Source organism: Roseateles sp. GW821-FHT09G09, from assembly GCF_059415965.1.
Map to the genome: position 1 here is coordinate 356,397 of NZ_JBWKOG010000006.1, position 26,633 is coordinate 383,029.

Sequence of the window (26,633 nt, forward strand, 5' to 3'; positions counted from 1 at the left end):
GCGGGGACACCGGAGGCGCCATCAGAACTTGCGCGACACGGAGACGACCACCGTGTTGTTGTCCTGGCGCTTCCAGCCGTCGCCGTCGGGAATCATGAAGAGCTCGGGCCGATGGGTGCGGGTGGCGACCCATTCGGCGGTGAAGTTGAGGCCCCAGCGCACGTGGGTGACGCCGATCGAGTAATCGCTGAAGTCCGCCTCCTGGAAGTGGCGGATCTTCTGCGTGCCGGCGTGCAGGTTCAGCGTGGTGGTGGGCGTGAGCGGATGGCGGTAGGTGAGGTCGTAGAGCAGGCTGCCGCGGGAGTTCTGGTCGCCGCGCGCGTAGCACTCGAGGGCCGGCGTGGGATCCACGGCGGCGACGAGGATCTGGCCGCAGACGCCGCCGGTGTCCGCGCCGCGGTAGGTGCGCGAGAGCACGTTGAGGATGCGTCCTTCGAGCTTGCCCCACCCGATCTCCAGCACGGCGTAGGCAGTGTCGTAGCGGGTGCGGCGGAAGTCCACCGGCACGCCGGCTTCCATGTCGATGCCGTGAGGCGCGTCGAACTTCGCGCCCGGAAAGAACTCCTTGGCCAGGCCCACGCCGAAGTGCCACCCGTCGGGATCGCCGAAGCGGTAGCCGGTACCGAGCAGCAGGTTGAAGCCGTCCCCGTCGGTGAAGGCCTTCTTGCTGACGGTGGACAGCTGTGCCAGGCCGATGATCCCGGACTCGTGCGCGAGCTGCACGCCCAGCTGCAGCGAGGGCTTGCGACCGGAGTCCGAGATGCCGCGGTTGCGCAGGTCGGACAGCAGCTTCACTTCGGTCTCGACGCCCATCGTGGCGGTGCCGGTCTCGTCGGCGCGGGCGGCCGCGGGGCAGAGCGCGCCGGTCGCGGCAAGGCCGGCGACGAGCAGGAAGGCGGGGATCGTGCGGGTCATCTCGGAGCTCCTTGTGCTGTCGTTCAGGACTTGCAGACGGGGGAGGCGGGCAGCTCGGCCACGCGCTTCATCTGCTCGGTCTGACCGAGGATCTCGGTCCCGATGTAGGCGCGGATGTACAGGTCGCCGCTCTTCACGCGCAGCGCGCCCTTGTATTTCTTCTTGTCGCGCGGGTCGTAGACCCAGCCGTCGCGCCAGGCCTCGTTCTCGTAGCGGTCCAGCTGCGCGATCTGGATGCCGCAGGTGTCGTTGGCCTTGCCGGCGTCCTTGTCCCAGACGATGCGGCCGCACAGCGCGGCCGGCTTGTCGTCGCAGGGCTTGAACTCGATGACGGCGCCGCCGTCGGCGCTCAGCCAGCGGCCCTTGGCGTCGTCCGGTCCGACGGCCGTCGCCAGGCCCGGGAGCAGCGCGAGGCACAGTGCCGCGATGCCCGTTCTCGCGGCCGGCCAGGCCGGCGTCTGCGAAGCGCTTAGTCGGGGAAGGGCTTGTCGAGCTGCCATCGCGTCCTCTCCGGAGGGTCTCGCCCTCGCGTCAATTGGATAGTGATGGCTATGGTATAGCGATGACTATCGAATTTGATTTGCGGAGAAACCCTGGCGGTCGACGTTGGACGTGCTGGCGCCGTCTTGCTCCCTCTCCCGCTTGTGGGAGAGGGCAGGGGTGAGGGCCAGCGGCAGTGGAAGTACGAAAGCCTTCTATCAATCCGCAGCGTGCCGGGCGGGCGTGCGCGTCAGAGGCAGCGCGAGAACCGCCAGCGCCGCGAACCCCGCGGCCACGAACGGCACGGGCGCGACCTCGTCGCCGGTGACGACCAGCGAGGCCATCAGCGGCCCGAACGCGCTGCCGAAGAGCTGGGCGGCGGGCACCAGCGAGGCGACACGCCCGCTGCCGTCGACGCGGAAGGCGAGCGCCATCTGGAACGGCAGCATGAACAGCCAGGTGAAGGTGAACAGCCCGCACAGTGCGGCGAAGCCCGTGGTGCCGCCTTGTTCCGTTCGCGCGATGCCCAGGGCACTGAGCCCGAGCACGACCGCGCAGCCCAGCAGGACGGTACGCACCGGCAGCCGCCGCACGAGCCACGTGCCGATGCTGCCACCGACGACCTGCATGCCGAGTCCGGCGGCGATGAGCGTCTGGACAGCCAGCGGGGAGAAGCCGGCGCGGGTGCCCAGAGGCTCCGCATAGGCCCACAACGCGCCCAGGGTGGCGAGCTGGAGGAAGACGACCAGCAGCGTGCCGATGCGCGGCCGGGTCCAGGTCATGCCGATGCCGACCTGGCTCACGGTGGGCGTGAGCGGCCCGAGCGGCCGGGCGAAGGCGAGGGCGAGCAGCGCGGCCGCGCCGCACAACCCGGCCAGCACCGCGAAGCCGCCCGGCCAGCCGTGCGAGGGAATGACGAGATGCGCCAGCGCGAGGCCGAGCACGGACTGCGCCAAGGTCTGCACGACGAAGAAGAGGCCGGCGAGCCGCTCGGGCACGGCGGCCCGGACGATGACCGCGGTGGTGCTCCAGACCATCAGGCCTTCGGCAATCCCGGCGCCGGCGCGGACGAGGCCGAGGGCCAGATCGCCCGCGACCCGCATGGTGACGAGGTTCAGCGCTGCCGCGGCGAGGGCGGCCAAGACGGTGATCGACCGCAGCGAACGCACCGGCAGCACCAGGTCGCCGATCAGCACGCCCAGGCCCAGGGCCACGATCTCCCCCATGGCGACGAGGCCGACGCCTTCCAGGGTGACATGGCCGGCCTCGAGCAGCGCGCCCAGCAGCAGCGGCTGCAGGCCGAGCATCAGCAGCGCCACCGAGCCGACGGCGATCGCCAGGGCCTGCGCGCCGCGCGTGCTGGTCGAGGCGGACGCCGCCACGGTGAGGGGGAGTGTGCTCATCTCGGCGCAAACCATGCGTTGGAAGATGAGCGGAGATCTTATAGTCATGGCTATCGTTCCGGAGTGCTCGCCAACCCTGGAACAATCCCGCAGTGCTCACGCCGGTCCATGCCCATGCCCCAGACGCGCCGCAAGACATCCGACATCGCCTTGGACTCCGCACCGGAGCCCTCATTGGCCGCGAAGAAGCTGCCCGCGCAGCAGCGCGCCACGGAGACCTACGAACGCATCCTCGAGGCCGCGGCGCAGACCTTGATCGAGGTGGGCGTGGAGCGCTTGTCCACCAACCTGGTGTGCATGCGGGCGGGCGTGTCGCCGCCGGCGCTGTACCGCTATTTCCCCAACAAGTACGCGCTGCTGCACGAGCTGGGGCAGCGCCTGATGCAACGCCAGAACGACTGCGTGGCCAGGCGCATGTCGGTGGAGGTGATCCGCGGCGGCGTGCCGGCGTTGGAGGAGGCGCTGGCCGAGTTGCTGCTCGATACCTACGCGGTCACGCGCGACACGCCGGCGGGCGTGTGGATCATGCGGGCCATGCGGGCCGTGCCCGCGCTGCAGGAGGTGCGCCTGGCCTCGCACGCGGCGGTGACCGAGGCGCAGACGCGGCTGCTGGTGAAGGCGCTGCCGGGCGCGAAGCGCGCGGAGCTCAAGCTGGCGAGCCGCATCGTCGTCGAGCTGATCTACGCGACGGTGGAGATGCTCTTCGACGAGAGCCTCAAGCCCAAGGAGGTCGCGCGCATCGCCGCGGGGATGATGGCCAGCCACCTGTCTAAGGTGATGCGCTGAGGCCCTCCGACTCCCTCTCCCGCTTGCGGGAGAGGGCCGGGGTGAGGGGCGCGCGCAGCGCGCGGGCTCTCCGCAGTGACGCGTCGAGACCTCAGCGACAGACCTCTTCCATCCACTCGCGCGAACCGGGCTTCAGCGCGACCAGCCGTTGACCGTTCGCCCCATCGGGCATGAAGCAGAACTTGCCGACGTACCCGCGCGTGGGATCGGAGGCATCCGACGACCTCGTGTTCAGGTGCACCTGATAGACCTTGCCCGGTTGAAGCTCGGGCACCGGCGTGGGCTTGGCCGTGGCGCCCTCCGGCGTCTGGCCGTAGGCGGCGCAGCGCTCGGGGGACATCGTCGGCAGGCGCTGCTGATCGAGCATCACCGACCAGACCCGGCCGACAGGCGAGACGGAGGTGTCGCTCACGATCACTGCCTGCAGCCGGATCGTCGGTCCCCGTGCGGCCTCCTTGGCGGAGATGGTGAAGCAGGGCTGGCCGTCCTGCAGCCGGACCTCGGCGTCACCCATGCGGGATGTGGCGCAGGCCGTGCTCAGCGAGGCGCAGAAGGCGAGCGCCAGCGCGGATTCAAGGCAGGTTCGACTTGTCGGACGGGTTCTGGAGGAAGGCATTCAGGACCTCTTCGAAGAGCGTGATCTGATTGGCGAACTGCTGTTGCCGCATCGCCTCGGGCGCATTCATGTGCTTCAGCGCGAAGTAGTCGGCCAGCAGGTCGCCCTGCGACTCCATGTTGTAGTCGCCGAGGGTGGTTCCCGACTTCAACTCGTAGTCATAACCGAGGCCGATGCGGATCGCGCCGCGCAGCCGCACCGGATAGCCGAGCTGGTACTGCCAGACGTGCACCATCTCGTGGATGAACCACTGGCGGGTGTAGACGTCGGTGAGGGAGAAGTCTTCCTTGAAGTGCTTCGGGTTGAAGTAGATCTCGCCGTTGGGCGTCATGGCGGTGTCGTCGGGCTGCAGTCCGAAGGGCAGGTACTCGTCGTTGTGGACCTTGATGATCGTGTAGTCGAGCGCGTCCTTGAACAGCAGCCGCGCCATCGCGATCTCACCGGTCGTCAGCCCGCGGGCCTCGCCCTCGGGCGTGGCGATGGGCTTCTGCGGCGCGGGCACGTACGGGGCGTTCGCCGGCGGCGTGAAGTCCGCGGCCACGAGCATCCAGTTGTCGCCTGCGGACGCGTCCAGGCCGATCGGCCCTGGGCGCGGCGAGTCGCCAATCCACTTCGTGCCCGGATCGGACGTCAGCCGGGCGACGTCCAACCCGATGGGACCTGGAACGACGGCACGTGCCATGACAAGCTCCCTGCAAGGCGCCGCCGGACGGCCCGGCGGCTAGCGGCCCATGTTGCCGGGTTGGCGGGGCGGGTGCAAATGACTCTTGGCCAGCTCAGAACTTGAAATTGCCGTCAGACCGAGCCTGAGAGCCGCTCGCGCAGCTCGTGAACTCGCGGTTGCCGCTGCTCGTGGTCTGGTTGCTTTCCCAGACGGCGGTGGAGCCGTTCCACTTCACGTACTTGTATTGGATCGCCGTGCCGGCGGGCAGGGCGACGGTGCCGGTCCACGGCACGTTGGCGCCCGAGCCCTGGATGGTCAGCGCGAAGCCCGAGCCCGGCGCCCAGGCGCCCAGGCCGGTCACGCTGCCCACCACGCGCAGGTTCTGGCCCACCACCGTGTTGGCGTTGGCGATGGTGAAGGTCACGGCGCAGGTGCCGGTGCCGCCGCCACCGCCGCCGCTGGTCTTCTGGCCCGCGTGGATCGCCACCGCGGGCGTGCTGCCGCTGGTGTTGGCCGGCACCGTGAAGCTGGCGTTGCCGCTGCCGTCCACGGTCACCGCGTCGGCCGTGCAGCCGGTGCCGGCGGCGTTCTTCGTGCCGTTGATGATGTTGCAATACGTGCCCGCGGGCAGGCCGGTGGCGAAGCTGCGGGTCCAGGCGCTGCCGCTGTTGTTCAGCGCGACGAAGCCGACGTTGCCGCGGCTGAAGGCGACCTGGTTGCCGTTGTCGCCGACGATCCAGTTCTGCTGCGCCTGCCCGATGCTGGCATTGCGGAAGCCCACCATGTTGGCCAGCGGCGTCCAGCGGTGGGCAAAGTCCCACACCACGTTGATCTGCGGCACGCCACCGCTGTAGGGGCTGGTCGTGGGGCGGTCGGCGTCGGTGTTGCTGAACTTGAAGCCGGAGTACAGCTGCGCCTCGGCATAGCCCTGGGCCAGCATGAAGATGTTGGCCAGCGTGTAGCGCTGATTGGCGGCGTCGTTGTTGGCGGCGTTGTTGATGTTCAGCGAGCTGCCGTTGCGCTCGGTGTCCCAGTTGGTGACGAAGACCGTGGCGTTCTGCGGCTGGATGAAGCCCCAGGTGCCGCCCCAGTTGCCCCACGTGCCCATGATGCTCGGGATGCTGGACAGGGTGTTGCCGTTGGTGCCCCGGAACACGTCGCGCATCGCGTACGGGAACTGGAACTCATTGATCGTGCCGATGGGGAAGTAGCTGGGCCGGTCCACCTCGCCGTCGTTGATGATCTCCTGCGTGATCCAGATGTCCTCGCCCTGCAGCGTCTTGGGGTAGGTCGCCTTCACGGCGTTCATGATGGATGTCCAGGCGCCGGCCGGCATGTGCTTGGCCGCGTCGATGCGGAAGCCGTCGATGCCCAGCGCCAGCAGGGCCTTCAGGTAGTTGACGATCTGGCCCTGCACGTAGCTGCTCTCGGTCGCCAGGTCGGGCAGGCCGCCCAGGCGGCAGTTCTGCACGTTGCTGCGGCCGGCCGGCGAGTTGTAGTCGGCGTCGTTGATGCTGCAGTTGGCGTGGAAGTCGCTGGCGCTGAAGAAGGGATAGCTCAGCGTCGCGGCGTTCCACGTCGATCCGTCGGTGGCCGTGCCGCTGCCATCGGCCATCTGATTGACGACGATGTCGGCATGCACGCGCACGCCGGCCGCGTGGCAGGCGTTGATCATGCTCTGCAGCTGGGCAGGCGTGCCCATGCGGCTGGTCAGGTTGGCGTAGTTGACGGGCTGGTACACGCCCCACCAACCGTTGGCGTTCTTGGACGCGCCCGGCGGGGAGATCTGCACGCCGCCGAAGCCCTTGGGGCCCAGCCATTGGGTGCATTCGGTGGCGATGTCGGGCCAGGCCCATTCGAACATCTGCACCGACGTGGCGTTCGGGTTGAGCGCCTGCGCGGGGCTGGCGAAAGCGGCGAGCGCGGCGCTGACGGCGGCGGTCAGGGCGTGGGCGAGCCTGCGGCTCGAGAAGGGCTGCTGGGGCATGTTGTCTCCGGTGTTGGTCGGCCGCCGCCCTCGTCGTGGGGCAGCTGGGTTCGGCCATTCGACTGCCTGCCATGGCCGGCTTTCCGAGTTCGGAAAGTGCCTCCACTCTAGACACGCCCGCTCAGAAATTACGTAGGAAAACTACCAAGTCACGCCGTTTGCCTATGAAGGCGACGGATTGGAGTTGTTTCAGTACGTAGTTTGGCTACTGATTGGCATGACGGCGTTGGGATGTCGACGCTCACCGGGGGCACAGGTCGTCGGGCTTGGCAGGCGGGATCACAACAGGACCGCACGCACGTGTTCGCTTGTAAAGCCTGGCTCAACGCAAAATCCGGATGAATGGGGCGAGCCCGGCGTCAGCCTGCCGGGAAGCCCACCTTGAAGCATGGAGCAGCATCAATGGCACTGACGAAGAAGGGCGAGTTCTGGTACGGGACGACGTCTGGCGATACCCAAGCCGAGTTGCGCAGCTACAGCATTGCGAATCGCCATGAGGCTGTCAGGTTTGCCGCGTCCAAATGCGATTGCGGGTGCCGGACCTTTGCGCTGCAGACCGATGAAGAAGCCGGCGTGGCGATCCGCACCTGCACCGACTGCGGTCAGGACCACCTGATGGGCGACAGCGCGGACCACGTCGAAGACGCCGCGCCCGAGACGCACGAGTGCGTGTGCGAGAACGAGGTGTTCGAGCTGATGTCCGGCGTCTCCGTGTACGAGGGCACCCATGACGTGCGCTGGTACTACATCGCCTGCCACTGCGTGGAATGCAATCTGGTCGGGGTCTTCGCAGACTGGAAGTGTGAAGCGGGTGATGCGGCGGCGTTCCTCGCCAAGGTATGAGCGGTCGAACCCCGCAGGGATCAGGCGCGCAGGCTCAGGGGCACGCAAGGCTCCGAGTCAGGGCAGCTCGCTGATCAGCCGGTCGCTCCGTCTGCCTGACGGGGCCGCTGCGCCAGCAGGCGCTTGCGCACCGCATGGATGTTGTTGCGCAGCGCGTAGAGCTCTTCGGCATAGGACAGCGGCACCGCGATGCGGTGGGTGACGCGGTCGAGCTCGTCCAGCTCGTCGAGCAAGGCCTCGTGCCCGCCGGTGCCGGTTTCCAGCTTGGCTTCCACCTCGCGCAGCCGCGCATACCAGCGGAACACACGCGAGCGCACGCGGAAGGTGTAGAGCGGCGGCACCACGCGCGACAGCGGCAGCATCAGCACCAGCAGGCCGCCGACCACCAGCCACATGCGTTCCAGCAGATTGCCGGCCCAGAACGGCAGGTAGCGCGCCCAGGCCGGCGGCGTGCCGTTGATCGCGCGGTCGCCCTCGGCGCTGACCGGCAGCTCGCTGGTGCGGGTGTTGGGGAAGTCGCGCGCGCCGTTGAACCAGCCGGCCTCGCTGTGCTGTCCCAGCGCCGCCTGCGCGAACAGCTGGCGCAGCGCAGGGTGCGTCTGCTCGCGTGCCAGCAGGGCGGTGGTGGTGGCCAGCAGCGGCACGTCGTGCGGCGGCAGATCGGCCGCCAGGTCCACCACGCCGCGCGGCAGCGTCACGGTGGACAGGAAGGGCAGGTGGCGCGAATAGGCCTCGTTCTGCTCGAAGGCCATCAGCGCAATGGCCGGGTCGCGCAGCAGCGCGCGGATCAGGCCGGACTGCGGCGCCGAGATCAGCACCGCGGCGTCCAGCCGGCCCTGGCGCAGCGCCGCGCCGGCGTCGTCCGGCGACAGATTGGACAGCTGCAGATCGGTCGGCTTCAGCTGGTTCAGCGTCAGCAGCTTCTCGACGATCTGCGGGATACCGCTGCCGTCCTGGTCCACGTTGACGCGCAGGCCGCGCAGCTGGGTCAGGCGCTGCAGTTCGCCGCCGGGCTGGCGGCGCGCGATGCCGAGATCGCGGCGGTAGAAGACCCAGATCGGCTCGAAGAACAGGCTACCCAGCGAGACGATGCCGGCTTCGGTGTCGGCCACCGGATCGGCCATGCCGCCGCGCACGAAGCCCACATCGGCGGTGCCCGCGCGCAGATGGGCGAGATCGTCCTGCGCGCCTTCGCTGGCGATCAGCGACACCTGGATGCGCTCGCGCGCCAGCGCCTTCGCATAGCCCTCGCCGAAGGCGGCGTAGGCGCTGCCGGCCGGGCCGGTGGCCAGCCGCACCTCACGCGGCGGCTGCGGATCCAGCCACCAGTAGGCCGCGACCAGCAAGCCGCCGCCGAGCAGCAGCAGCGGCCCCATCGAGACCATCATGTCGCGCAGCGTCTGCAGCAGCAGGCGCAGGCTGCGGGTGGCATGCCATTGCTGAATCGGGGTCATGGCTTGCCACCCTGGGCGCGGAAGGCTCGGGCCTGCGCGTTGCAGGGTCGCACGCAGGCCTGGTCACCTGCATGAGCGGTGGTCGCAAGGGTGAGCATGAGCGTGATGCCGACGCGTCGCATGGACTGGGTCTTTGCCGAGGAGGGGATCGGCCCATCGTATTCGAGGCGTGGTGGCCGGACTGTTACGCCTGATTTCGCTGCAGAGCGGCAGCCGTCGTGCCGCGCCGCGGGGCCCGCCGCCGCGGACGCGGCGGCCCCTCATGCCCGTTCCGCGAGGCGGATCAACGCCGGACCTTGCCGTCCTCCGTGAGGATCGTCATGTCCACGTACCGGGAACCGGCGTGCTTCTGCCCCGAGAAGCTGATGAAGAACCCGCCCAGGTCGAGCTGGCTCTGCGCCTCCAGGCCGTTGATGATGTTGGCCGGCGTCGGGTCGTTGCCGGCGCGCTTGAGGCCTTCCACCATCGTCTTGGCGGCGACGAAGCCTTCCATCCCGGTGTAGCTCACGTCCACCTTCGCGGCCTTGGCGCGCTGCAGGTATTCGCCGGCGATCGGCGTCAGGCCCGAGAACGGGAAGGGCACGACCTGCGACACCACCACGCCGCGCGCGTCCTTGCCCAGCTCCGACGCCAGCGCCTGCGCGCCGACGAACGAGAAGTTGTAGAAGTTGCCCAGGAAACCGGTCTTGCGCGCGCCCCGGATGAAGGCCGCGCAGGACTTGTAGGCCGCCACCTGCACGATGCACTCGGGCTTGCCCGCCATCACCGCGGTCACCGACGCGGCCACGTCCACCGAGTTGCGCTCCACCGTGCCCTGCGACACCGGGGCCAGCTTGTGCTGCTTGAGCGCCGCGGTCACCGCCGCCAGACCGGCCTGGCCGTAGGCGTCGTTCTGGAAGAACACCGCCACGCGCGTGATGCCCACCGCGGTCAGCTGCTTGACGATCTCCGCCGCCTCGTCGTTGTAGGACGCGCGGATGTGGAACAGGAAACGGTTGAACGGCGTGCGCAACGCCTCCGCGCCGGTGAACGGCGCCACCAGCGGGATCTTGGCCGCCGTCAGCAGCGGCACCGCCGCCAGCGTCGTGGGCGTGCCCACGTAGCCGAACAGCGCGTTGACGCCGTCCTCGATCAGGCGCCGCGTGTTGGCCGCGCAGCGCTCCGGCTCGTAGCCGTCGTCCATGCTGCGCAGCTCGATGCGCCGCCCGTTCACGCCGCCGCGCTGGTTGACCTGGTCGAAGACCAGCATCGCGCCTTCCTTGAACTGCTCGCCCAGTTCCTTCGCCGGGCCGCTGAAAGGCGCGGACTGGCCCAGCACGATGCGCGAGTTGTCGGCGAAGGCAGGCAGGCTGCCGGCGCCGGCGAGGGCGGCGAAGTTCTGGAGCAGGTGACGGCGGTTCATGAGGCTGACTTCCGGGCGCTTTTGGAAAGGCCAGGATCTTCGGTGACGACGTCGACAGAAACTCCCTGCAATCACCGCAACCCCGGATTTTCCCGGTGAGTTGTGGACAACGTCACGGCCGCTTCATCTTGAAACATGTCCCGAAGGAAGCGGTGTTGCTCTGCGCCGCGGGCCAAACCGGGGTGGCGGGGGTGTCCAGGGGTCTGGAGGGGCGCCGAGGGGTGATCTTTATGGAATCTTGATACCCCCGCCCCGAGCTTCTACAGCCCCTTGAGGCCCCCGTTCCTAGAGTTCATCCATCCCATCACGCCCTCATGGAGGGGGCATGGGACCCCAAAAAAATGGATGCACTCTTTCTCGGATTGAGCGTCGTGCTGTTCCTCGTGGCCGTGGGCCTGGCAGTCGCCAGCCATCGCCTGGAGGCCAAGCCATGAGCGCGCTCTACTGGTTGACCGGACTGATCTCCGCCGGTCTGTTCGTCTATCTCCTGGTCGCCCTGTGGCGGGCGGAGGAGTTCTGACATGACGAACCTCGCCTGGGCCAACCTGGCCCTCTACCTCGTCGTCACGCTGCTGCTGGCCTGGCCGCTCGCGCGCTGGATCACCGCCCTGGCCAAAGGGCAGATGCCCGGCTGGATCGCCGCCATCGAGCGTCCGATCTTCCGCCTGGCCGGCATCAAGCCCGAAGCAGGCATGGGCTGGAAGCAGTACGCCATCGCGCTGCTGATCTTCAACTTCATCGGCGTCATCGCGGTCTACGCGCTGCAGCGCCTGCAGGGCGTGCTGCCGCTCAACCCGCAAGGCATGGGCGCGGTCACGCCGGACTCGGCGTTCAATACCGCCATCAGCTTCGTCGCCAACACCAACTGGCAGGGCTACGGCGGCGAGTCGACGATGAGCTACCTCACGCAGATGCTCGCGCTGACGGTGCAGAACTTCCTGTCCGCCGCCACCGGCATCGCGGTCGTGTTCGCGCTGATCCGCGGCTTCGCCTCGCGCCTGTCCGGCCACGTCGGCAACTTCTGGGCTGACATGACCCGCTGCACGCTGTGGCTGCTGCTGCCGCTGTCCCTCGTGTTCGCCGTGATCTTCGTCCAGCAGGGCGTGATCCAGAACTTCGACGGCTACCGGACCGTGCAGACGGTCGAGGCGCAGGACTACCAGACGCCCAGGCTCGGCGCCGACGGCCAGCCGCTGAAGGACGCCAAGGGCGAGCCCGTGATGGAGAACCAGCACACGCAGGAGCAGTCGCTCGCGATGGGCCCGGTCGCCTCGCAGGAAGCCATCAAGATGCTGGGCACCAACGGCGGCGGCTTCTTCAACGCCAACTCCGCGCATCCCTACGAGAACCCGACCCCGTTCACCAACCTGCTGCAGATCGTCGCGATCTTCGTGATCCCGGCCGCGCTGTGCCTGAGCTTCGGACAACTGGTCGGCGACCGCCGCCAGGGCGCGGCGATCCTGGCCGCGATGAGCCTCCTGTTCGTCGTCGGCGTGCTGGTCGCCACGCCCGCCGAGCAGGCCGGCAACCCGCAGGTCGCCGCGCAGGGCGTCGACATCCAGGCCACCGAGCTCCAGGCCGGCGGCAACATGGAAGGCAAGGAGACGCGGTTCGGCATCAGCGCCAGCTCGCTGTTCGCCGTCGTGACCACCGCCGCCTCCTGCGGCGCGGTCAACGCGATGCACGACAGCTTCACGCCCATCGGCGGCGCGGTGCCGCTGGTGATGATGCAGCTCGGCGAGGTCGTCTTCGGCGGCGTCGGCACCGGCCTGTACGGCATGCTGGTCTTCGCCATCCTGGCCGTCTTCATCGCCGGCCTGATGATCGGCCGCACGCCCGAGTACCTCGGCAAGAAGATCGAACCCTTCGAGATGAAGATGAGCGCCGTCGCCATCCTGGTGACGCCCATCGTCGTGCTCGCGGGCACGGCCATCGCGGTCCTCGCCGCGGACGGCAAGGCCGGCATCGCCAACCCCGGCGTGCACGGCTTCAGCGAGATCCTCTACGCCTTCACCTCGGCGGCCAACAACAACGGCAGCGCCTTCGCCGGCCTGTCCGCCAACACGCCGTTCTACAACACGCTGCTCGGCATCGCGATGTGGCTCGGCCGCTTCCTGGTCATCGTCCCCGTGCTGGCCATCGCCGGCAGCCTGGCCGCCAAGAAGCGCATCCCCGTCGGCGAGGGCACGCTGCCCACCCACGGCCCGCTGTTCGTCGTCCTGCTCATCGGCACCGTCCTCCTGGTCGGCCTGCTGAACTACGTGCCCGCGCTCGCGCTGGGTCCCGTCGTCGAGCACCTGATGCTCTGGAAGTAAAGCTTCGGAGCCCATCATGACCAATCAACTCAAGACCCTCCACACCTCGGTACCGGCCGATGCCAAGGCCTCGGCCCGCACCGAGGTCCTCGGCGGCGCCAAGGTCTCCGGATCCGGCCCGCAAGGTCCCCAAGGTCCTCAAGGTCCGCAAGGTTCGCCCGGTCCGCAAGGGCAGGACCCGCAGCCCCCGCGCGCCAACGCCAAGACCGGCATGTGGGACCCCGCGCTGGTGAAGCCCGCGATCCGCGATTCCTTCATCAAGCTGGCCCCGTCGACGCAGCTGCGCAACCCGGTGATGTTCGTCGTCTACGCCGGCAGCATCCTCACCACCGGCCTGTGGCTGGCGAGCTTCGCCGATCCGGAACTGGCCGGCGCCGAAGGCCCCGGCTTCATGCTCGCCATCGCGCTGTGGCTGTGGTTCACCGTGCTGTTCGCCAACTTCGCCGAGGCGCTGGCCGAAGGCCGCTCCAAGGCGCAGGCCGCCTCGCTGCGCGGCCTGAAGGCCAAGACCTGGGCGAAGAAGCTCGAGACCCCGCGCCACGGCTCGTCCTGGCATCCGGTCGCGTCCGAGGAGCTGCGCAAGGGCCACGTCGTGCTGGTCGAGGCCGGCGACCTGGTGCCGCTGGACGGCGAGGTCATCGAAGGCGTCGCGTCGGTCGACGAGAGCGCCATCACCGGCGAATCCGCGCCGGTGATCCGCGAATCGGGTGGCGATTTCTCGGCCGTCACCGGCGGCACGCGCGTGCTGTCGGACTGGGTCGTCGTGCGCATCGCCGTCAACCCGGGCGAGGCTTTCCTCGACCGCATGATCGCGATGGTCGAGAGCGCCAAGCGCCAGAAGACGCCCAACGAGATCGCGCTGACCATCCTGCTGGTGGCGCTGACGCTGGTGTTCCTGGTCGTCACCGTGACGCTGCTGCCGTACTCGCTGTTCGCGGTCGAGGCCGCCGGCGCCGGCACCGTCGTGTCGATCACCGCGCTGGTGTCGCTGCTGGTCTGCCTGATCCCGACGACCATCGGCGGCCTGCTGTCCGCGATCGGCGTCGCCGGCATGAGCCGGCTGATGCAGGCCAACGTGATCGCGACCTCCGGCCGCGCGGTCGAGGCCGCCGGCGACGTGGACGTGCTGATGCTCGACAAGACCGGCACGATCACGCTGGGCAACCGCCAGGCCAGCGCTTTCCTGCCGGCCCCGACGCTGCAGGAGCAGTTGCTGGCCGACGCGGCGCAGCTCGCCTCGCTGGCGGACGAGACGCCGGAAGGCCGCTCCATCGTCGTGCTGGCCAAGCAGCGCTTCAACCTGCGCGAGCGCGAGCTGGCGACGCTGCAGGCCCATTTCGTGCCCTTCACCGCGCAGACCCGCATGAGCGGCGTCGACTTCGGCGATCCCGCGGCGCCCAAGCGCCAGCTGCGCAAGGGCGCGGTGGAGGCGATCCGCCGCTTCGTCGAGCAGCACGGCGGCCAGATGCCGGCGCAGGTCACCGCGGTGGCCGAGGAAGTCGCGCGCCGCGGCAGCACGCCGCTGGTCGTGGCCGACCTGAACGACGGCCAGGCCCGCGTGCTGGGCGTGGTCGAGCTCAAGGACATCGTCAAGGGCGGCATCAAGGAGCGCTTCGCGCAGCTGCGCAAGATGGGCATCCGCACGGTGATGATCACCGGCGACAACCGCCTCACCGCCGCGGCGATCGCGGCCGAGGCGGGCGTCGACGACTTCCTCGCCGAGGCCACGCCCGAGGCCAAGCTCAAGCTGATCCGCGACTACCAGGCCGAAGGCCGCCTGGTCGCGATGACCGGCGACGGCACCAACGACGCCCCCGCGCTGGCGCAGGCCGACGTGGCGGTGGCCATGGCCAGCGGCACGCAGGCTGCGAAGGAAGCCGGCAACATGGTCGACCTGGATTCGAATCCGACCAAGCTGCTGGAGATCGTCGAGACCGGCAAGCAGCTGCTGATGACGCGCGGCTCGCTGACGACCTTCTCCATCGCCAACGACGTGGCGAAGTACTTCGCCATCATCCCGGCGATGTTCCTGGGCGTGTACCCGCAGCTGGCCGCGCTCAACGTGATGGGCCTGCACAGCCCGGCGTCCGCGATCCTGTCGGCCGTCATCTTCAACGCGCTGATCATCGTCGCGCTCATCCCGCTGGCGCTCAAGGGCGTCGCCTACCGGCCCATCGGCGCGGCCGCGCTGCTGCGCCGCAACCTGTGGATCTACGGCCTCGGCGGCCTGATCGTGCCGTTCGTCGGCATCAAGGCGATCGACCTGCTGCTGGTCGCGCTCCACCTCGTGTGACGCGGAGGACTCCATCATGACAACCACGCAATCGAACTCCCGGTCGACGTCCCCGTCGCCGTCTCATTCGGCCTCCCATTCGGCCTCCAATTCGGCGTCCCACTCGCCGTTGCGCATGCTGCGCCCCGCGCTCGTCGGCTTCGTGCTGCTCAGCGTCGTCACCGGCCTGCTGTACCCGGCGCTCGTGACCGGCGTCGCCAAGACCATGTTCCCGTTCCAGGCCGAGGGCAGCCTCATCCTGCGCGACGGCAAGGTCGTCGGCTCCGAGCTGATCGGGCAGAACTTCTCGTCGCCGCGCTACTTCTGGGGCCGCCCGTCGGCCACCGCGCCGATGGCCAACAACGCCACCGGCTCCAGCGGCTCCAACCAGGGCCCGACCAATCCGGCGCTGGTCGACGCCGTGAAGGGCCGCGTCGAGGCCCTCAAGGCCGCCGATCCAGGCAACACCGCGCCGGTGCCGGTCGACCTCGTGAGCGCCTCCGCCAGCGGCCTGGATCCGCACATCAGCATGGCGGCGGCGCGTTACCAGGCCGCCCGCGTGGCCCGCGAACGCGGCCTGCCGGTCGAGGCCGTGCAGCGCCTGATCCAGGCCAACACCGAGGCCCGCGACCTCGCCGTCCTCGGCGAGCCGCGCGTCAACGTCCTCAAGCTCAACCTGGCGCTCGACAAGGCGTCACCTGCGTCACCTGCGTCACCTGCGTCACCTGCGACACCTGCGACACCTGCTCATTGAACGTATGAAAACCCGTCTTCTCTCGCTCTTCCTGATCTCCTCCTGCTTCCTGCACGCCGCCGCGCGCGCCGAAGGCGAAGCGCCGGCCGCCGCGCCCGCGCCGACGCCCGAGCACACCTTCACCGGCAACGTGGCCTTCGTCAGCGACTACCGCTTCCGCGGCATCAGCCAGACCTGGAAGCGTCCGGCCGTGCAGGCCGGCTTCGACTACAGCCACGCCAGCGGCCTGTACCTGGGCACCTGGGCGTCCAACGTCTCGGGCAACAGCTACAACAACGGCGCCGGCATGGAGTGGGACCTGTACGGCGGCTACAAGCTGCCGCTGACCGACAGCGTCACGCTGGACGTCGGCGCGCTGGCCTACGTCTATCCCGGCGCGCGCCTGAACGCGGCGCCCGGTCAGCCGACCGCCAACAAGTACGACAACGTCGACATGTACGCCGCCGTCACGGCGGGCGCGTTCTCCGCCAAGCTGTCGGTCGCGGCGACCGACTACTTCGGTCTGGACAGCGAAACCGCCGGCTTCGCCTACTTCAACGCGCTGCCCGCCAAGGGCTCGTCCAAGGGCACGGCCTACCTGGACCTGAACTACGGCTTCGAATTGGGCCAGGGCTTCAATGCGGGCGTTCACCTGGGGCATCTGTGGGTGCGCAAGTACGGCGACCTGTCCTACACGGACTGGAAGCTGTCCGTGACCAAGGAGATGAAGCAGCTCGGCGGCCTGACGCTGGGTCTGGCCGTCGTCGGCACCGACGCGGACAAGGCGCTGTACCAGGCGGGCGATTCCGCCGCGGCGCGCGCGAAGCGCCTCGGCGACACCGGCGTGGTGCTGAGCGTCTCCAAGACCTTCTGATCCCTCTCGGCGACCGTTCCGTCAAAACCCGGTCGGGGAGCCGCGTGCTCCCGGTGGCCGTTCCGAAGCGACAATTCCGCGATGCCGAGTCCGTCCGACGAAAGACCTGACCCCGACAACCTGCTGGCGCAGATCCGTCAGCAGGAGGAGGCGCAGTCGCGCGGCCGGCTGCGCATCTACTTCGGCGCGTCGGCCGGCGTGGGCAAGACCTTCGCGATGCTGCAGGCGGCGCGCCACCTGGCGGACCAGGGGCGCGCGCCGCTCATCGGCGTGGTCGAGACGCACGGCCGGGCCGACACCGCGGCGCTGCTCGACGGCCTGCCGCGGCTGCCGATGCGCCAGGTCGATCACCGCGGCCGGGCGCTGCCGGAGTTCGACCTGGACGGCGCGCTCGAGCGCCTGCGCGATCAGCCGGACGCGCTGATCCTGGTCGACGAGCTGGCGCATTCCAACGTCGCCGGCTCGCGGCATCCCAAGCGCTGGCAGGACGTCGAGGAGCTGCTCGCCAACGGCATCAGCGTCTACACGACGGTCAACGTCCAGCATCTGGAGAGCCTCAACGACGTCGTCGGCGGCATCACCGGCGTGCGGGTGCAGGAGACGCTGCCCGACACCTTCTTCGATCGCGCGGACGAGGTGGTGCTGGTCGACACGCCGGCGGACGAGCTGCTCGCGCGGCTCAAGGCCGGCAAGGTCTACCAGGGCGCGCAGGCCGAGCGCGCCGGCCAGCATTTCTTCCGCAAGGGCAACCTGATGGCGCTGCGCGAGCTCGCGTTGCGCCGCACGGCCGACCGCGTCGAGGACGACGTGCAGGCCTGGCGCAGCAACGAGCGCATCGCGGCGGTGTGGAAGACCGAGGCCGCGATCCTCTGCGCGATCGGCCCCGGCGACGAGGCCGAATCGGTCGTGCGCAGCGCCGCGCAGCTCGCGCAGCAGCTGACGGTGAGCTGGCATGCGGTCTATGTCGAGACGCCGGCGCTGCATCGCCTGCCCGACGCGCGACGCGAGCGCAGCCTGCGCGTGGTGCGGCTGGCGCAGGACCTCGGCGCGACGACGGCGGTGCTGTCCGCGCAGGACCCGGCGCAGGCGCTGGCCGAATACGCGCGCGAGCACAACCTGTCCAAGCTGCTGATGGGGCGGGGCGCGCCGCCATCGTCCTCGTCGTTGCGCCGCTGGGGCAGCCGCGACCTGGCGGCGCACCTGGGGCGCGCGGCGCCGGAACTGGACCTGATCCAGGTCGGCGCGTCCGCGACGCAGCGCAGCAACGACGACGATCCCGGTCCGACCTTCGGCGCCGCGCCGCGGCGCTACCTCTGGGCGACGCTGGCCTGCGTCGGCGTGGCCGCGGTGTGCTGGCCGCTGTCGCACCGCATCGCCAACGACAACATCGTCATGCTGTTCCTGCTCGGCGTGGTGGGCGTGGCCATGCGCTGGGGGCGCGGGCCGGCCGTGCTGGCGAGTTTCCTCAGCGTCGCGCTGTTCGATTTCCTCTTCGTTGCGCCCCGGCTGAGCCTGGCGGTCAGCGACGTGCAATACGTGATCACCTTCGTCGTGATGCTGGCGGTCGGCCTGATCACCGGGCAGTTGACGGCGGGGCTGCGTTACGAGGCGCGCGTGTCGTCGGACCGCGAGGCGAGGGCGCGCGGACTCTTCGAGCTCACCCGCGAGCTGGCCGGCGCGCTGCAGACCGAGCAGGTCATCGCGACGGCGGAACAGCAGCTGGCGCAGCAGTTCGGCGGCCGCGCGCTGCTGCACGTGCTCGACGACGACGACCGGCTGCAGCCGTCGCCGACGGAGGAGACGCTGCCGATCGGCGACCGCTCCGACGCCGGCACCGCGCGCTGGGCGCTGGATCACGAGCAGGCCGCGGGCCTGGGCACCGACACGCTGCCGGGCAGCCAGTGGTTCTACCTGCCGCTGCGCGCGCCGATGCGCACGCGCGGCGTGCTCGCGCTGCGGCCCGGCGACGCGCAGACGCTGATGCTGCCGGAGCGTCGCGCGCAGCTGGAAACGGCCGCGCGCATCGCGGGGCAAGCGCTGGAGCGCGTGCACTACGTCGAGGTCGCGCAGCAGGCGCTGCTGCAGATCGAGTCGGAACGGCTGCGCAACTCGCTGCTGTCGGCGCTCTCGCACGACCTGCGCACGCCGCTGGCCGCGCTGCAGGGGCTGGCCGAGACGCTGACGAAGCGGGCGCTCGATCCCGGCGCCGCCGAGACGGCGCAGGCGATCGAACAGCAGTCGCAGCGCATCAATGCGATGGTGCACAACCTGCTGGACATGGCGCGGCTGCAGAGCGGCGCGCTCAAGCTCAACCGGCAATGGCAGCCGGTGGACGAGGTCATCGGCAGCAGCCTGCAGCTGATGGGCTCGGCGCTGGCGCGGCACCGCGTGGTGCTGGACGTGCCGTCGACGCTGCCGCTGGTGGAGCTCGATGCGGTGCTCATCGAGCGTGTGCTGGCGAACCTGCTGGAGAACGCCGCGAAGTACACGCCGCCGGGGAGCGAGATCCGCGTGATCGCGCGGACGCATGGCGGCGTCGGCTCAAGCGGCTCGATCGCCTCGATCGACGAGGGCGTCGACACCGGCGGCAATGGTGGCAACGGCGGCAATGGCGGCTATGGCGAGATGCGCCTGTCCGTCGAGGACAACGGCCCGGGCCTGCCGCCGGGCCGCGAGGAGGCCCTCTTCGAGAAATTCACGCGCGGCCACAGCGAGTCGCACCTGCCCGGCGTCGGCCTGGGGCTGGCGATCTGCCGTGCCATCATGCAGGCCCACGGCGGCCGCATCTGGGCCGAGCGCGCGGCGCCGGAGGGTGGCGCGCGATTCAGCCTGGCGCTGCCGCTGGGCCAGCCGCCGGCGCTGCCGGCCTTCGATGAAGACAGGGAATTCCAACCGTGAGCGTCCAACCGTGAACGAACCGCAGGCGAGCGTCGTGCCCGTGGCGCTGATCGTCGAGGACGAGCCCAACATCCGCCGCTTCGTGCGCCTGGCCCTGGAGGGCGAGGGATGGGCCGTGCACGAGACCGGCACCTTGCGCCAGGGCCTGATCGATGCGGGCACGCGGCGGCCGGACCTGGTCATCCTCGACCTGGGGCTGCCGGACGGCGACGGCCAGGACTTCCTGCGCGACCTGCGCGCGTGGTCGGCGGTGCCGGTGATCGTGCTGTCGGCGCGCGGCGCCGAGGACGACAAGATCACGGCCCTGGACCACGGCGCCGACGACTACCTGAGCAAGCCCTTCGGCGTCGGCGAGCTGATGGCGCGCGTGCGCGTCGCCCTGCGGCGCAACCAGGCGCGGGCAAGCGATCAGCAGGATCCCGTCTTCCGCTTCGGCGACGTCGAGATCGACCTGGCCGCGCGCCGCGTGCGCCGCGCCGGGGAGGACGTGCACCTCACGCCGATCGAGTACCGCCTGCTCAGCCACCTGATCGGCAACGCCGGCAAGGTGCTGACGCACCGTCAACTGCTGAAGGCGGTGTGGGGCCCGTCGCAGGTGGAGCAGAACCACTACCTGCGCGTCTACATGGGCAATCTGCGCCAGAAGCTCGAGGCCGAGCCGGCGAGTCCGAAGCACCTGCTGACGGAGACGGGCGTGGGGTATCGGCTGATGCCGTGAAACGGGTGCATGAATCGAACGTTTGGTTTGCAGGTGAACACTGATCGCGTTCCAAGGTGTCCAAGATCAATCATGCCCATCTCCCCGATGTCGACGGCCCACCCTTCGAGCAGTGCCGTTGCTGCCACCGCAAGCCAACTCGCTGTCGATCGCTTCAGGCGGGAGGATCTCCTCAATGGCGCAGTGGACGTTGGGGTACTCCCCACATCGGTCGATCCATCGCGCTTGGCGCAAGTCGCAGCGATACGACAAGATTTCTGCCAGAGAGCGTTAGAGCGAATGAACATGGCTTTTCGCAAATGCCCCCTCGGCGATCCCGTCAAGTACCCCGCCCCGGAAGATGCTTCGTGGGCCGTGACCAACGCGACGGCTGCCCAGGAGGCGCTTCAGGTCATCAGGGAGGCGTTGCATGAACTCTCTTTGGACAATCCCACCAAGTCGACCAACAAGTGGCCCAGACATCGCAACGTCGATCCAAGACTGTTTCCCGGGGGAGGTGTTGATGTAGCTCGCTTTGAGGAACAGTTGAAGGATGACCCGAAGGCCGCAGCACGTTTTGAATGTGCGAAAGCGTCGGCGGAGGCCTGGATGGGCATGGATCGAAATTGCTGTGCCCTCAGTTGGGCCGCGCAAGACTATCTCGCAAAGCACTTTCCCAAGGTCCAGACTTCCGCGGTCAGGTTTCAAGAAGACCATGAAATGCTGGTCGTGGGATCGATCAAACCCACCCTTGCCGGACTTGACCTGGCACTGTGGCCGCGGCATCTGTTCGTCTGTGATCCGTGGGCCAACATCAGTTGTCCTGCACCCGAGTATCCGGAGCGTTTCCAGATGAAGATGAGGAAATGGGAGTCGGACGGCAAACGGCTGTGCTCCGCGCAAAAGGGTATCGAGTGGAAGTCTCCGCTTGACTGGGTGTCGGTTCCAGAACGTATCGACCATTTGCTGATCAGCCAGGGCTACACGTCTGGCCAGTCCGACCTCAAGAAGATCATCGTGAGTTATGCCGACGATGAAAGGAAGGATCCGAACGCGCTGTAGCATTGCCCTGCGCCCCTCCCTCGGACGCGTCATGGACAACTCGCTCAACCAGGAGACTCCTCATGATCCAGCAGGCCCAGGTCGAACTCGCCAAGACCTTCTTCGAGCAGTCGAAGAAGGCGTTCGAACAGAACTACGCGGCGTGGAGCACGGTGCTCGCATCGCAGAAGGCCATCCTCGAATCGATGCGGGCGGGAGGCGCGCCGTTCGAGGTCGCCGCCGACCAGTTCCAGAAGCTGATCGATTTCCACGAACAGCAGTTCCGCGTCACCACCGACTTCATGACCAAGCTGCAGACGGACTACGCCAAGGTGGTGCAGCAGAAGACCAAGTGAGACGGGTTTTCCAGCCCGGCCGCCTCACGGTCGGGCTGATGACGCCTGTGGCGCCTGCGTCGTCCGTCGATGCCCGACCCGATCGGATGGCCGACGTCGGCGAGGCGCTCGAGCTGGCCGCGCTCGCGGACCGGCTCGGTTTCGCGGCGCTGTGGACGCGCGACGTCCCGTTGATGGTGCCGCAGGGCAGCGACAACACGGCGAGCGCGCTCGACGATCCCTTCCTCTGGCTCGCCGCGCTGGCCGGCGCGACGCGCGAGATCGCCGTGGGCGCCGCCGCGATCGTGCTGCCGCTGCGGCATCCGCTCCATGTGTCGAAGGCCGCGCTGTCGCTGGACCGGCTCAGCGGCGGACGATTCCTCCTCGGCATGGGCTCGGGCGACCGGCCCGCGGAATTTGCGGCCTTCGGCGAAGACCTGGAGCAGCGTGCGGAGGCTTTCCGAAGCCGCTGGGCCATCGTGCGCGCGGCGCTCTCGCCCGACGCCGACGAGCGTGGCGCGGTGCTCGCCGCGACCGGCGGCTTCCAGGTACTCCCCGCGCCGGCGCGGCGGATCCCGATGATCGTCGTGGGTTCGGCGCGGCAGTCGCTGCAATGGACCGCGACGCATGCGGACGGCTGGGCGACCTACCACCGCGAGGAAGCCCGGCAGGAAGGCCGCATCGAGCTGTGGCAACGCGCGCTCGAACAGAAGGGCGTCGGCCCCAAGCCCTTCGTGCAGTCGGTGCAGCTCGAATTGCTCGCCGATCCCGACGCGGCACCGGAGCCCCTGGAACTCGGCCTGCGCACGGGACGCCACGCGCTCGTCGCCTATCTGCATCGCCTGCAGGCCATGGGCGTGGCGCATGTGCTGTTCAACCTCGGACGGGGGCGGCCGGCGCGCGAGGTGATCGAGGAGCTCGGCCACGAGGTCCTGCCCGAACTGGACCGATGAAACTCGGCGAGAACGTCTGCGGGGATGACGGCGACGTCCCCGATCCGGGTGTCGGATCGAAGCGTCGGTTCGGGTTGACGCAACCCACCTCGCGTTGAAGAATCACGCCCACGCCGGACGGCTCCGTCCGCCCGCGCTCGATCCCTCACTCTTCCGGAGGTGCCCCGATGAAGACCCCGACTTTCCTCGTTCGCTGATCGCCGACGGCTGTCCGGATCATTCCGCTTCCTTTGCCGCGATGCCCCTGACCGGTCCACCCCTGGACCTGCATCGTTCGCGCCCGTTCCGCTCTCCGTCGGTCTCCTGACCTCACCAGGACCTTCCCGCGCCAACAACGCGGGAGGCCGACGGATTCATGCATCTGATTCCTTTGCCGTGGCCGCAGCCCCTGCGCGCTCGGGAACCCGCGGACGTTCGCCCGCTTCCTTCTGATCGCCTCGCCGCACCCCTGCCCATCGCGGCGCTGGCAGGCCGTCAGGTTCGCATCGACGCGTTGATCGACGGCGCCGAGGCCGACCTCGCGTTCGGACCTCGCGGCGAGTTGATGCTGCGTGCCAGCGGTCGCCCGCTGGCCGGCGGATTCGGCGAGCGCGCGTTCATCCCGATGAAGATCTGGGCGATGGCCCATGAACAGCGTCTGAGCGAGCGCCTCGGCGACCGCTACGAGCTGCACGGCGTGTGGAGCTACGCCATGCGCCGCGTCTGGTACGACCGGCTGCCCCACTACTTCCACGCGACCGATGTGTTCGACCGTGAGACCGGGCGCTGCCTGGCGGCGGCGCAGCGGGAGGCGCTGCTCGCCGGCTCGCCCGTCCTGTCGGTGCCGGTCCTGTACGCGGGGCCGATGCCGACGCAATCGCAATGGCTGGAGACGCTGATGCGTCGCCCGATCGCGCGGTCCGCCGGTTGGCGCCGTGCGTTCGAGGCCGCGGCGCTGCGTGACGCGTTGCCGGCGGAACTGTGGCAGGCGCGCGCGGATCGGGAGATGCCGGCGGCGGCTCTCATCGTGACCGTCGAGGAGGACCACGGCGAGCATGCACGCTTTCTGCTGCGGCCGGTCGACGACGCGCGATCTGGCCAGAAGGAGGCGTCGACAGCCATGCCGATGCCGCCGCCCGTGAGTGCCTTGCTGCCCAACGGGCTCGCGCCTGGCGCGGACCTGTTCGCCTCCGAGCCGACGGTCACCTGGCGGGACGTGGGCGTGAAGTCGCTGCGTTCATTGGGCGCCTTGAAGGCGCTTGTCGTCGAGGCGGCGGAGCAGCGATGAGCCCCGAGCGACGGACAGACGTCAGTCGCGTGTGGGCCAGCCCGCCATCCAGCGATCGACGACCGCTTCGAGCGCCGTCCGCAAGCCCGCGCCGTGCGCGGCGGCATCGCGCCGCAGGACCTCGAGCGGCACGCGTGCCTGCGCGAGTTCGCCGGAGTGACCGATCAGCCACTGCTCCAGGCGTGCGGGGTCGCTTTCGAGGTGGAACTGCAGCGCGAGCGCGAAGTCCTCGACCGCGAAAGCCTGGTTCGGGCACGAGGGCGTGGTCGCGAGGCTGGTGACGCCATCGGGAATCTCGAACTGGTCGCCGTGCCAGTGCAGCACGGGCTGCCCGCTCGCCAGCGGCGCGAGCGCCGAGTCGCGGCCCGTGGCGGTGAGCGTCAGCGGCGCGAAGCCGATCTCCTTCCTGCCGTGCGCCATTGGCCGCACGTCGGCGCCGAGCGTCCGCGCCATCAGCTGCGCGCCGAGGCAGATGCCCAGCAGGGGCCGGCGCGTTGCGAGGCGGCGGCGGATGAGCGCGATCTCGTCGTTCAGACAGGGATGGAGCGCATCGTCATACGCACCGATCGGACCGCCGAGCACGACCAGCAGATCGACCGCGTCGAGGTCCACGTCGCGCAGGTCGTCGACGCCCGCGTCCAGTGTGAGGAAGCGCTCGAAGCCGCGTTCCGCCAGGACGGGGCGCAGCAGACCGAGGTCTTCGAAAGCCAGGTGGCGGACGGCGAGGACGGTCTTGGGCATGGACATGGTCGGGGCGCGTCGGGCGCGTGAGCGGATAGGAACGCGCGCAGTATCCGCGCTCGTCGCGTCCCTTGCCGCTCAGGACGCGTCAGAGCGTCCAGTCGACGCATCCATTCGTCCAGGCTCGCCACCAATGTGCGCCGCCGAGGTGCGCCACCGATGCGCGCAGGATCGTCGGCGGAGGCTCAGGCCGGATGCGGCAACCGCCCCGACGCGGATCCCTTGCGGATGCGCCAGGCCTGCACCACCATGAGGATCAGGAAGAGCAGGAACACGACCCCGATCGCCTTCTGCAGCGCCGGGTCGTCGGGGCCGGTGAACAGCGGGGCGCCGACAGGCACGCGGGTGAAGGTCTCGTTGAGGCCGGGGATCATGTGGCAGAACAGCGTGAAGCTGTAGCCCAGCGTCTCCGCATACGGCGAGAGGCCGCCGAGGAAACGGGTGCGATGCGCCGCGACGGCGACTGCCAGCGCAACGAGCGTGACGATCGCCAGCACGTGTGCGATGTTGAAGCCGCCGTGGCGGAAGATGCCGAACGCCGTCACGCAGCTGACGACGGTGCACCAGAGGTAGGTGCGGCCAAGGGTCGATTGACCCTCGATGCGGCCGTTGCGGATGATCAAGGCGTAGCCGGCCACGAGGGCGACGATCGAGAACGCCGTGTGGACGGCGCCGAGAAGGGTCAGACCGAACATGCGTGCTCCTGCTGAGCCGCGTCGCCGCGGCGGGCCGGAGCGCGGCGCGCTCCTGCGGACACCTTAAGCGGTGTGCCAGGGCGCGCGCATCGGTCGGATGGGGGAGGGCCAGGGGTGGGGTTTCCCGGATCTGTCAGCGCCCGCAATGCGCAGCCAGCAGGCCGGGCGGCCCGCTGTCGATCGCGCGCGGCGCTGGATGCGCGATCGCGTCGCGCAGCAGGCGGGTCAGGATCTCCTGCGAGCGTCGCTGGCCGTAACCCCGGCCATAGGCCTGGGAGGTGATCGCGACCACCATGCGCAGGGTGGGGACGACATAGATCTTGTTGCCCCCGTTGCCGGAGGCGAACCAGACCGGCACGCGGAAGTCGCCCACCGGCAGCGACTTGAAGTACCAGAGCCGTCCGTACTCGTCGGCATACGGGTCCGTGGCGGCGATGGGCACGCGGGGGCGCAGCATCGCCTCGATGCCGCCGGCGCTGACGATGCGGCGGCCGCGGTACTCGCCGCCGCAACGCACCATCTCGCCGATCGTGGCGAGCGACCGCGTGCTCAGCCACAGGTTGCCCTGGCCTTTGGTGTGGCCGGCCGCGTCCTTGTTCCAACGCCAGTCGGCGATGCCCAGGGGCTCGAACAGCGCGGTGCCGGCGAAGGCGCCGAGGTCCGCGCCGGTCGCCCTGCCGATGACGATCCCCGTGGCGTAGGCCGTCAGCGAGTTGTAGCGGTAGGTGGCGCCCGGCGCATCCTTGCGCGGCGTCGAGAGCAGGAAGGCGACGGGGTCGGCCGCCTCGTCCATGCGGTCCTCGCTGCCGGGCGAGGCGGGGTCTTCGTCGTCCGCCGCGAGGCCGGAGCGCATGGTCAGCAGGTCGTCGATCGTCGCGTCGCCGAGCGCGGATCCGGCAGCCTCGGGCCAGTACTGGCGCACCGGATCCGACGCGGTGGCGATCGCGCCCCGATCCATCGCGATCGTCGCGAGCAGTGCGGTGACGCTCTTGCCGGCGGAACGGATGTCGTTGAGCGAGGCGGCCGTCGCGCCGTTGTAGTAGCGCTCGGCGACGACGCGGCCCTCGCGCATCACGACGATGCCTTGCAGCGTCTTGTCCTGGTCTTTGCCCGGGTCCTGGCCCGGGTCATGGTCCCACGCGGCCAGCGGCGAGGCGAAGTCGATCCCGCCTCGCGCCGTCGTCGTCGGCGTCTGGCAGGCCGCGAGCACGGCGAGAAGCAGGGTGGTTGGCAGCACGCGGGCGAAGCGGGGCAGGGCCATG

The 26,633-nt window shown here is 69.2% G+C and carries 24 protein-coding genes; 13 read left to right on the top strand and 11 right to left on the bottom strand.

Annotated features, from left to right (window positions below; translation table 11 throughout):
• Nucleotides 1-21: 21 nt before the first annotated feature.
• The 3 genes from AC07O8_RS18310 to AC07O8_RS18320 form a co-directional block, all read right to left on the bottom strand.
• Nucleotides 22-915, bottom strand: a complete 894-nt coding sequence (locus AC07O8_RS18310) for a TorF family putative porin (RefSeq protein ID WP_495049385.1) — start codon at nucleotides 913-915, stop codon at nucleotides 22-24.
• 23 nt (nucleotides 916-938) lie between these two features.
• Nucleotides 939-1,415 (bottom strand): DUF2147 domain-containing protein, encoded by a 477-nt coding sequence (locus AC07O8_RS18315; protein ID WP_495049386.1) that lies wholly within the window; start codon nucleotides 1,413-1,415, stop codon nucleotides 939-941.
• Between the two features lie 198 nt (nucleotides 1,416-1,613).
• Nucleotides 1,614-2,798 (bottom strand): MFS transporter, encoded by a 1,185-nt coding sequence (locus AC07O8_RS18320; RefSeq protein ID WP_495049387.1) that lies wholly within the window; start codon nucleotides 2,796-2,798, stop codon nucleotides 1,614-1,616.
• A 114-nt stretch (nucleotides 2,799-2,912) separates the two neighbouring features.
• On the opposite strand from AC07O8_RS18320, the gene AC07O8_RS18325 reads away from it, so the two are divergent.
• Nucleotides 2,913-3,584, top strand: coding sequence for a TetR/AcrR family transcriptional regulator (locus AC07O8_RS18325; protein WP_495049388.1), 672 nt, complete (start codon nucleotides 2,913-2,915; stop codon nucleotides 3,582-3,584).
• Between the two features lie 91 nt (nucleotides 3,585-3,675).
• On the opposite strand, the gene AC07O8_RS18330 is transcribed toward AC07O8_RS18325, so the two are convergent.
• The 3 genes from AC07O8_RS18330 to AC07O8_RS18340 form a co-directional block, all read right to left on the bottom strand.
• The gene (locus tag AC07O8_RS18330; protein WP_495049389.1) at nucleotides 3,676-4,098 is read right to left on the bottom strand and encodes a hypothetical protein; all 423 of its coding nucleotides are present in this window, start codon (nucleotides 4,096-4,098) and stop codon (nucleotides 3,676-3,678) included.
• A gap of 58 nt (nucleotides 4,099-4,156) precedes the next feature.
• On the bottom strand, nucleotides 4,157-4,882 hold the full coding sequence (locus AC07O8_RS18335) for a hypothetical protein (RefSeq protein WP_495049390.1): 726 nt from the start codon (nucleotides 4,880-4,882) through the stop codon (nucleotides 4,157-4,159).
• 94 nt (nucleotides 4,883-4,976) lie between these two features.
• Entirely contained in the window at nucleotides 4,977-6,851 is a 1,875-nt protein-coding gene (locus AC07O8_RS18340) for a carbohydrate-binding module family 20 domain-containing protein (RefSeq protein WP_495049391.1), read from the bottom strand.
• A 402-nt stretch (nucleotides 6,852-7,253) separates the two neighbouring features.
• Here AC07O8_RS18340 and AC07O8_RS18345 point away from each other — a divergent pair, with 402 nt between their 5' ends.
• Nucleotides 7,254-7,694: a hypothetical protein gene (locus tag AC07O8_RS18345; RefSeq protein ID WP_495049392.1), complete on the top strand. Its 441-nt coding sequence runs from the start codon at nucleotides 7,254-7,256 to the stop codon at nucleotides 7,692-7,694.
• A gap of 74 nt (nucleotides 7,695-7,768) precedes the next feature.
• On the opposite strand, the gene AC07O8_RS18350 is transcribed toward AC07O8_RS18345, so the two are convergent.
• A complete protein-coding gene (locus AC07O8_RS18350; protein WP_495049393.1) occupies nucleotides 7,769-9,148 on the bottom strand; it encodes a TAXI family TRAP transporter solute-binding subunit in 1,380 nt (459 codons plus the stop codon).
• 283 nt (nucleotides 9,149-9,431) lie between these two features.
• Entirely contained in the window at nucleotides 9,432-10,550 is a 1,119-nt protein-coding gene (locus AC07O8_RS18355; RefSeq protein ID WP_495049394.1) for an ABC transporter substrate-binding protein, read from the bottom strand.
• A gap of 430 nt (nucleotides 10,551-10,980) precedes the next feature.
• Between AC07O8_RS18355 and kdpF the strand changes: the two genes are divergently transcribed.
• The 11 genes from kdpF to AC07O8_RS18410 all read left to right on the top strand — a co-directional run bounded on the left by kdpF (nucleotide 10,981) and on the right by AC07O8_RS18410 (nucleotide 23,935).
• Entirely contained in the window at nucleotides 10,981-11,070 is a 90-nt protein-coding gene (kdpF, locus tag AC07O8_RS18360; protein ID WP_297525706.1) for a K(+)-transporting ATPase subunit F, read from the top strand.
• A gap of 1 nt (nucleotide 11,071) precedes the next feature.
• Nucleotides 11,072-12,865, top strand: coding sequence for a potassium-transporting ATPase subunit KdpA (kdpA, locus tag AC07O8_RS18365; RefSeq protein ID WP_495049395.1), 1,794 nt, complete (start codon nucleotides 11,072-11,074; stop codon nucleotides 12,863-12,865).
• 211 nt (nucleotides 12,866-13,076) lie between these two features.
• Nucleotides 13,077-15,158 (top strand): potassium-transporting ATPase subunit KdpB, encoded by a 2,082-nt coding sequence (kdpB, locus tag AC07O8_RS18370; protein ID WP_495049483.1) that lies wholly within the window; start codon nucleotides 13,077-13,079, stop codon nucleotides 15,156-15,158.
• A gap of 115 nt (nucleotides 15,159-15,273) precedes the next feature.
• Nucleotides 15,274-15,891, top strand: coding sequence for a potassium-transporting ATPase subunit KdpC (gene kdpC, locus AC07O8_RS18375; protein ID WP_495049484.1), 618 nt, complete (start codon nucleotides 15,274-15,276; stop codon nucleotides 15,889-15,891).
• Between the two features lie 4 nt (nucleotides 15,892-15,895).
• The gene (locus AC07O8_RS18380) at nucleotides 15,896-16,744 is read left to right on the top strand and encodes a TorF family putative porin (RefSeq protein WP_495049396.1); all 849 of its coding nucleotides are present in this window, start codon (nucleotides 15,896-15,898) and stop codon (nucleotides 16,742-16,744) included.
• An 81-nt stretch (nucleotides 16,745-16,825) separates the two neighbouring features.
• A complete protein-coding gene (locus AC07O8_RS18385) occupies nucleotides 16,826-19,642 on the top strand; it encodes a DUF4118 domain-containing protein (RefSeq protein WP_495049397.1) in 2,817 nt (938 codons plus the stop codon).
• Between the two features lie 10 nt (nucleotides 19,643-19,652).
• Entirely contained in the window at nucleotides 19,653-20,360 is a 708-nt protein-coding gene (kdpE, locus tag AC07O8_RS18390; RefSeq protein WP_495049398.1) for a two-component system response regulator KdpE, read from the top strand.
• A 72-nt stretch (nucleotides 20,361-20,432) separates the two neighbouring features.
• Entirely contained in the window at nucleotides 20,433-21,401 is a 969-nt protein-coding gene (locus AC07O8_RS18395) for a hypothetical protein (protein ID WP_495049399.1), read from the top strand.
• A gap of 62 nt (nucleotides 21,402-21,463) precedes the next feature.
• A complete protein-coding gene (locus tag AC07O8_RS18400) occupies nucleotides 21,464-21,736 on the top strand; it encodes a hypothetical protein (protein WP_297525699.1) in 273 nt (90 codons plus the stop codon).
• Nucleotides 21,733-22,668: a TIGR03571 family LLM class oxidoreductase gene (locus tag AC07O8_RS18405; protein WP_495049400.1), complete on the top strand. Its 936-nt coding sequence runs from the start codon at nucleotides 21,733-21,735 to the stop codon at nucleotides 22,666-22,668. The genes AC07O8_RS18400 and AC07O8_RS18405 overlap by 4 nt, the downstream gene beginning before the upstream one ends.
• 355 nt (nucleotides 22,669-23,023) lie before the next feature.
• Entirely contained in the window at nucleotides 23,024-23,935 is a 912-nt protein-coding gene (locus AC07O8_RS18410; protein ID WP_495049401.1) for an RNA ligase family protein, read from the top strand.
• Between the two features lie 21 nt (nucleotides 23,936-23,956).
• On the opposite strand, the gene AC07O8_RS18415 is transcribed toward AC07O8_RS18410, so the two are convergent.
• The 3 genes from AC07O8_RS18415 to AC07O8_RS18425 form a co-directional block, all read right to left on the bottom strand.
• Nucleotides 23,957-24,682, bottom strand: a complete 726-nt coding sequence (locus AC07O8_RS18415; protein WP_495049402.1) for a glutamine amidotransferase — start codon at nucleotides 24,680-24,682, stop codon at nucleotides 23,957-23,959.
• A 179-nt stretch (nucleotides 24,683-24,861) separates the two neighbouring features.
• Nucleotides 24,862-25,371 carry a hypothetical protein gene (locus AC07O8_RS18420; protein WP_495049403.1) on the bottom strand — a complete coding sequence of 170 codons (510 nt, stop codon included), beginning with the start codon at nucleotides 25,369-25,371 and terminating at the stop codon, nucleotides 24,862-24,864.
• A 133-nt stretch (nucleotides 25,372-25,504) separates the two neighbouring features.
• Nucleotides 25,505-26,632: a serine hydrolase domain-containing protein gene (locus tag AC07O8_RS18425; protein WP_495049404.1), complete on the bottom strand. Its 1,128-nt coding sequence runs from the start codon at nucleotides 26,630-26,632 to the stop codon at nucleotides 25,505-25,507.
• Nucleotide 26,633: the final 1 nt, after the last annotated feature.

What these genes read in the sequence shown, in the direction of transcription:
- AC07O8_RS18310 (WP_495049385.1), bottom strand. Translation starts at nt 915, where the DNA reads ATGACCCGCACGATCCCCGCCTTCCTGCTCGTCGCCGGCCTTGCCGCG.
- AC07O8_RS18315 (WP_495049386.1), bottom strand. Translation starts at nt 1,415, where the DNA reads ATGGCAGCTCGACAAGCCCTTCCCCGACTAAGCGCTTCGCAGACGCCG.
- AC07O8_RS18320 (WP_495049387.1), bottom strand. Translation starts at nt 2,798, where the DNA reads ATGAGCACACTCCCCCTCACCGTGGCGGCGTCCGCCTCGACCAGCACG.
- AC07O8_RS18325 (WP_495049388.1), top strand. Translation starts at nt 2,913, where the DNA reads ATGCCCCAGACGCGCCGCAAGACATCCGACATCGCCTTGGACTCCGCA.
- AC07O8_RS18330 (WP_495049389.1), bottom strand. Translation starts at nt 4,098, where the DNA reads ATGGGTGACGCCGAGGTCCGGCTGCAGGACGGCCAGCCCTGCTTCACC.
- AC07O8_RS18335 (WP_495049390.1), bottom strand. Translation starts at nt 4,882, where the DNA reads ATGGCACGTGCCGTCGTTCCAGGTCCCATCGGGTTGGACGTCGCCCGG.
- AC07O8_RS18340 (WP_495049391.1), bottom strand. Translation starts at nt 6,851, where the DNA reads ATGCCCCAGCAGCCCTTCTCGAGCCGCAGGCTCGCCCACGCCCTGACC.
- AC07O8_RS18345 (WP_495049392.1), top strand. Translation starts at nt 7,254, where the DNA reads ATGGCACTGACGAAGAAGGGCGAGTTCTGGTACGGGACGACGTCTGGC.
- AC07O8_RS18350 (WP_495049393.1), bottom strand. Translation starts at nt 9,148, where the DNA reads ATGACCCCGATTCAGCAATGGCATGCCACCCGCAGCCTGCGCCTGCTG.
- AC07O8_RS18355 (WP_495049394.1), bottom strand. Translation starts at nt 10,550, where the DNA reads ATGAACCGCCGTCACCTGCTCCAGAACTTCGCCGCCCTCGCCGGCGCC.
- kdpF (WP_297525706.1), top strand. Translation starts at nt 10,981, where the DNA reads ATGAGCGCGCTCTACTGGTTGACCGGACTGATCTCCGCCGGTCTGTTC.
- kdpA (WP_495049395.1), top strand. Translation starts at nt 11,072, where the DNA reads ATGACGAACCTCGCCTGGGCCAACCTGGCCCTCTACCTCGTCGTCACG.
- kdpB (WP_495049483.1), top strand. Translation starts at nt 13,077, where the DNA reads ATGTGGGACCCCGCGCTGGTGAAGCCCGCGATCCGCGATTCCTTCATC.
- kdpC (WP_495049484.1), top strand. Translation starts at nt 15,274, where the DNA reads ATGCTGCGCCCCGCGCTCGTCGGCTTCGTGCTGCTCAGCGTCGTCACC.
- AC07O8_RS18380 (WP_495049396.1), top strand. Translation starts at nt 15,896, where the DNA reads ATGAAAACCCGTCTTCTCTCGCTCTTCCTGATCTCCTCCTGCTTCCTG.
- AC07O8_RS18385 (WP_495049397.1), top strand. Translation starts at nt 16,826, where the DNA reads ATGCCGAGTCCGTCCGACGAAAGACCTGACCCCGACAACCTGCTGGCG.
- AC07O8_RS18395 (WP_495049399.1), top strand. Translation starts at nt 20,433, where the DNA reads ATGCCCATCTCCCCGATGTCGACGGCCCACCCTTCGAGCAGTGCCGTT.
- AC07O8_RS18400 (WP_297525699.1), top strand. Translation starts at nt 21,464, where the DNA reads ATGATCCAGCAGGCCCAGGTCGAACTCGCCAAGACCTTCTTCGAGCAG.
- AC07O8_RS18410 (WP_495049401.1), top strand. Translation starts at nt 23,024, where the DNA reads ATGCATCTGATTCCTTTGCCGTGGCCGCAGCCCCTGCGCGCTCGGGAA.
- AC07O8_RS18415 (WP_495049402.1), bottom strand. Translation starts at nt 24,682, where the DNA reads ATGTCCATGCCCAAGACCGTCCTCGCCGTCCGCCACCTGGCTTTCGAA.
- AC07O8_RS18420 (WP_495049403.1), bottom strand. Translation starts at nt 25,371, where the DNA reads ATGTTCGGTCTGACCCTTCTCGGCGCCGTCCACACGGCGTTCTCGATC.
- AC07O8_RS18425 (WP_495049404.1), bottom strand. Translation starts at nt 26,632, where the DNA reads ATGGCCCTGCCCCGCTTCGCCCGCGTGCTGCCAACCACCCTGCTTCTC.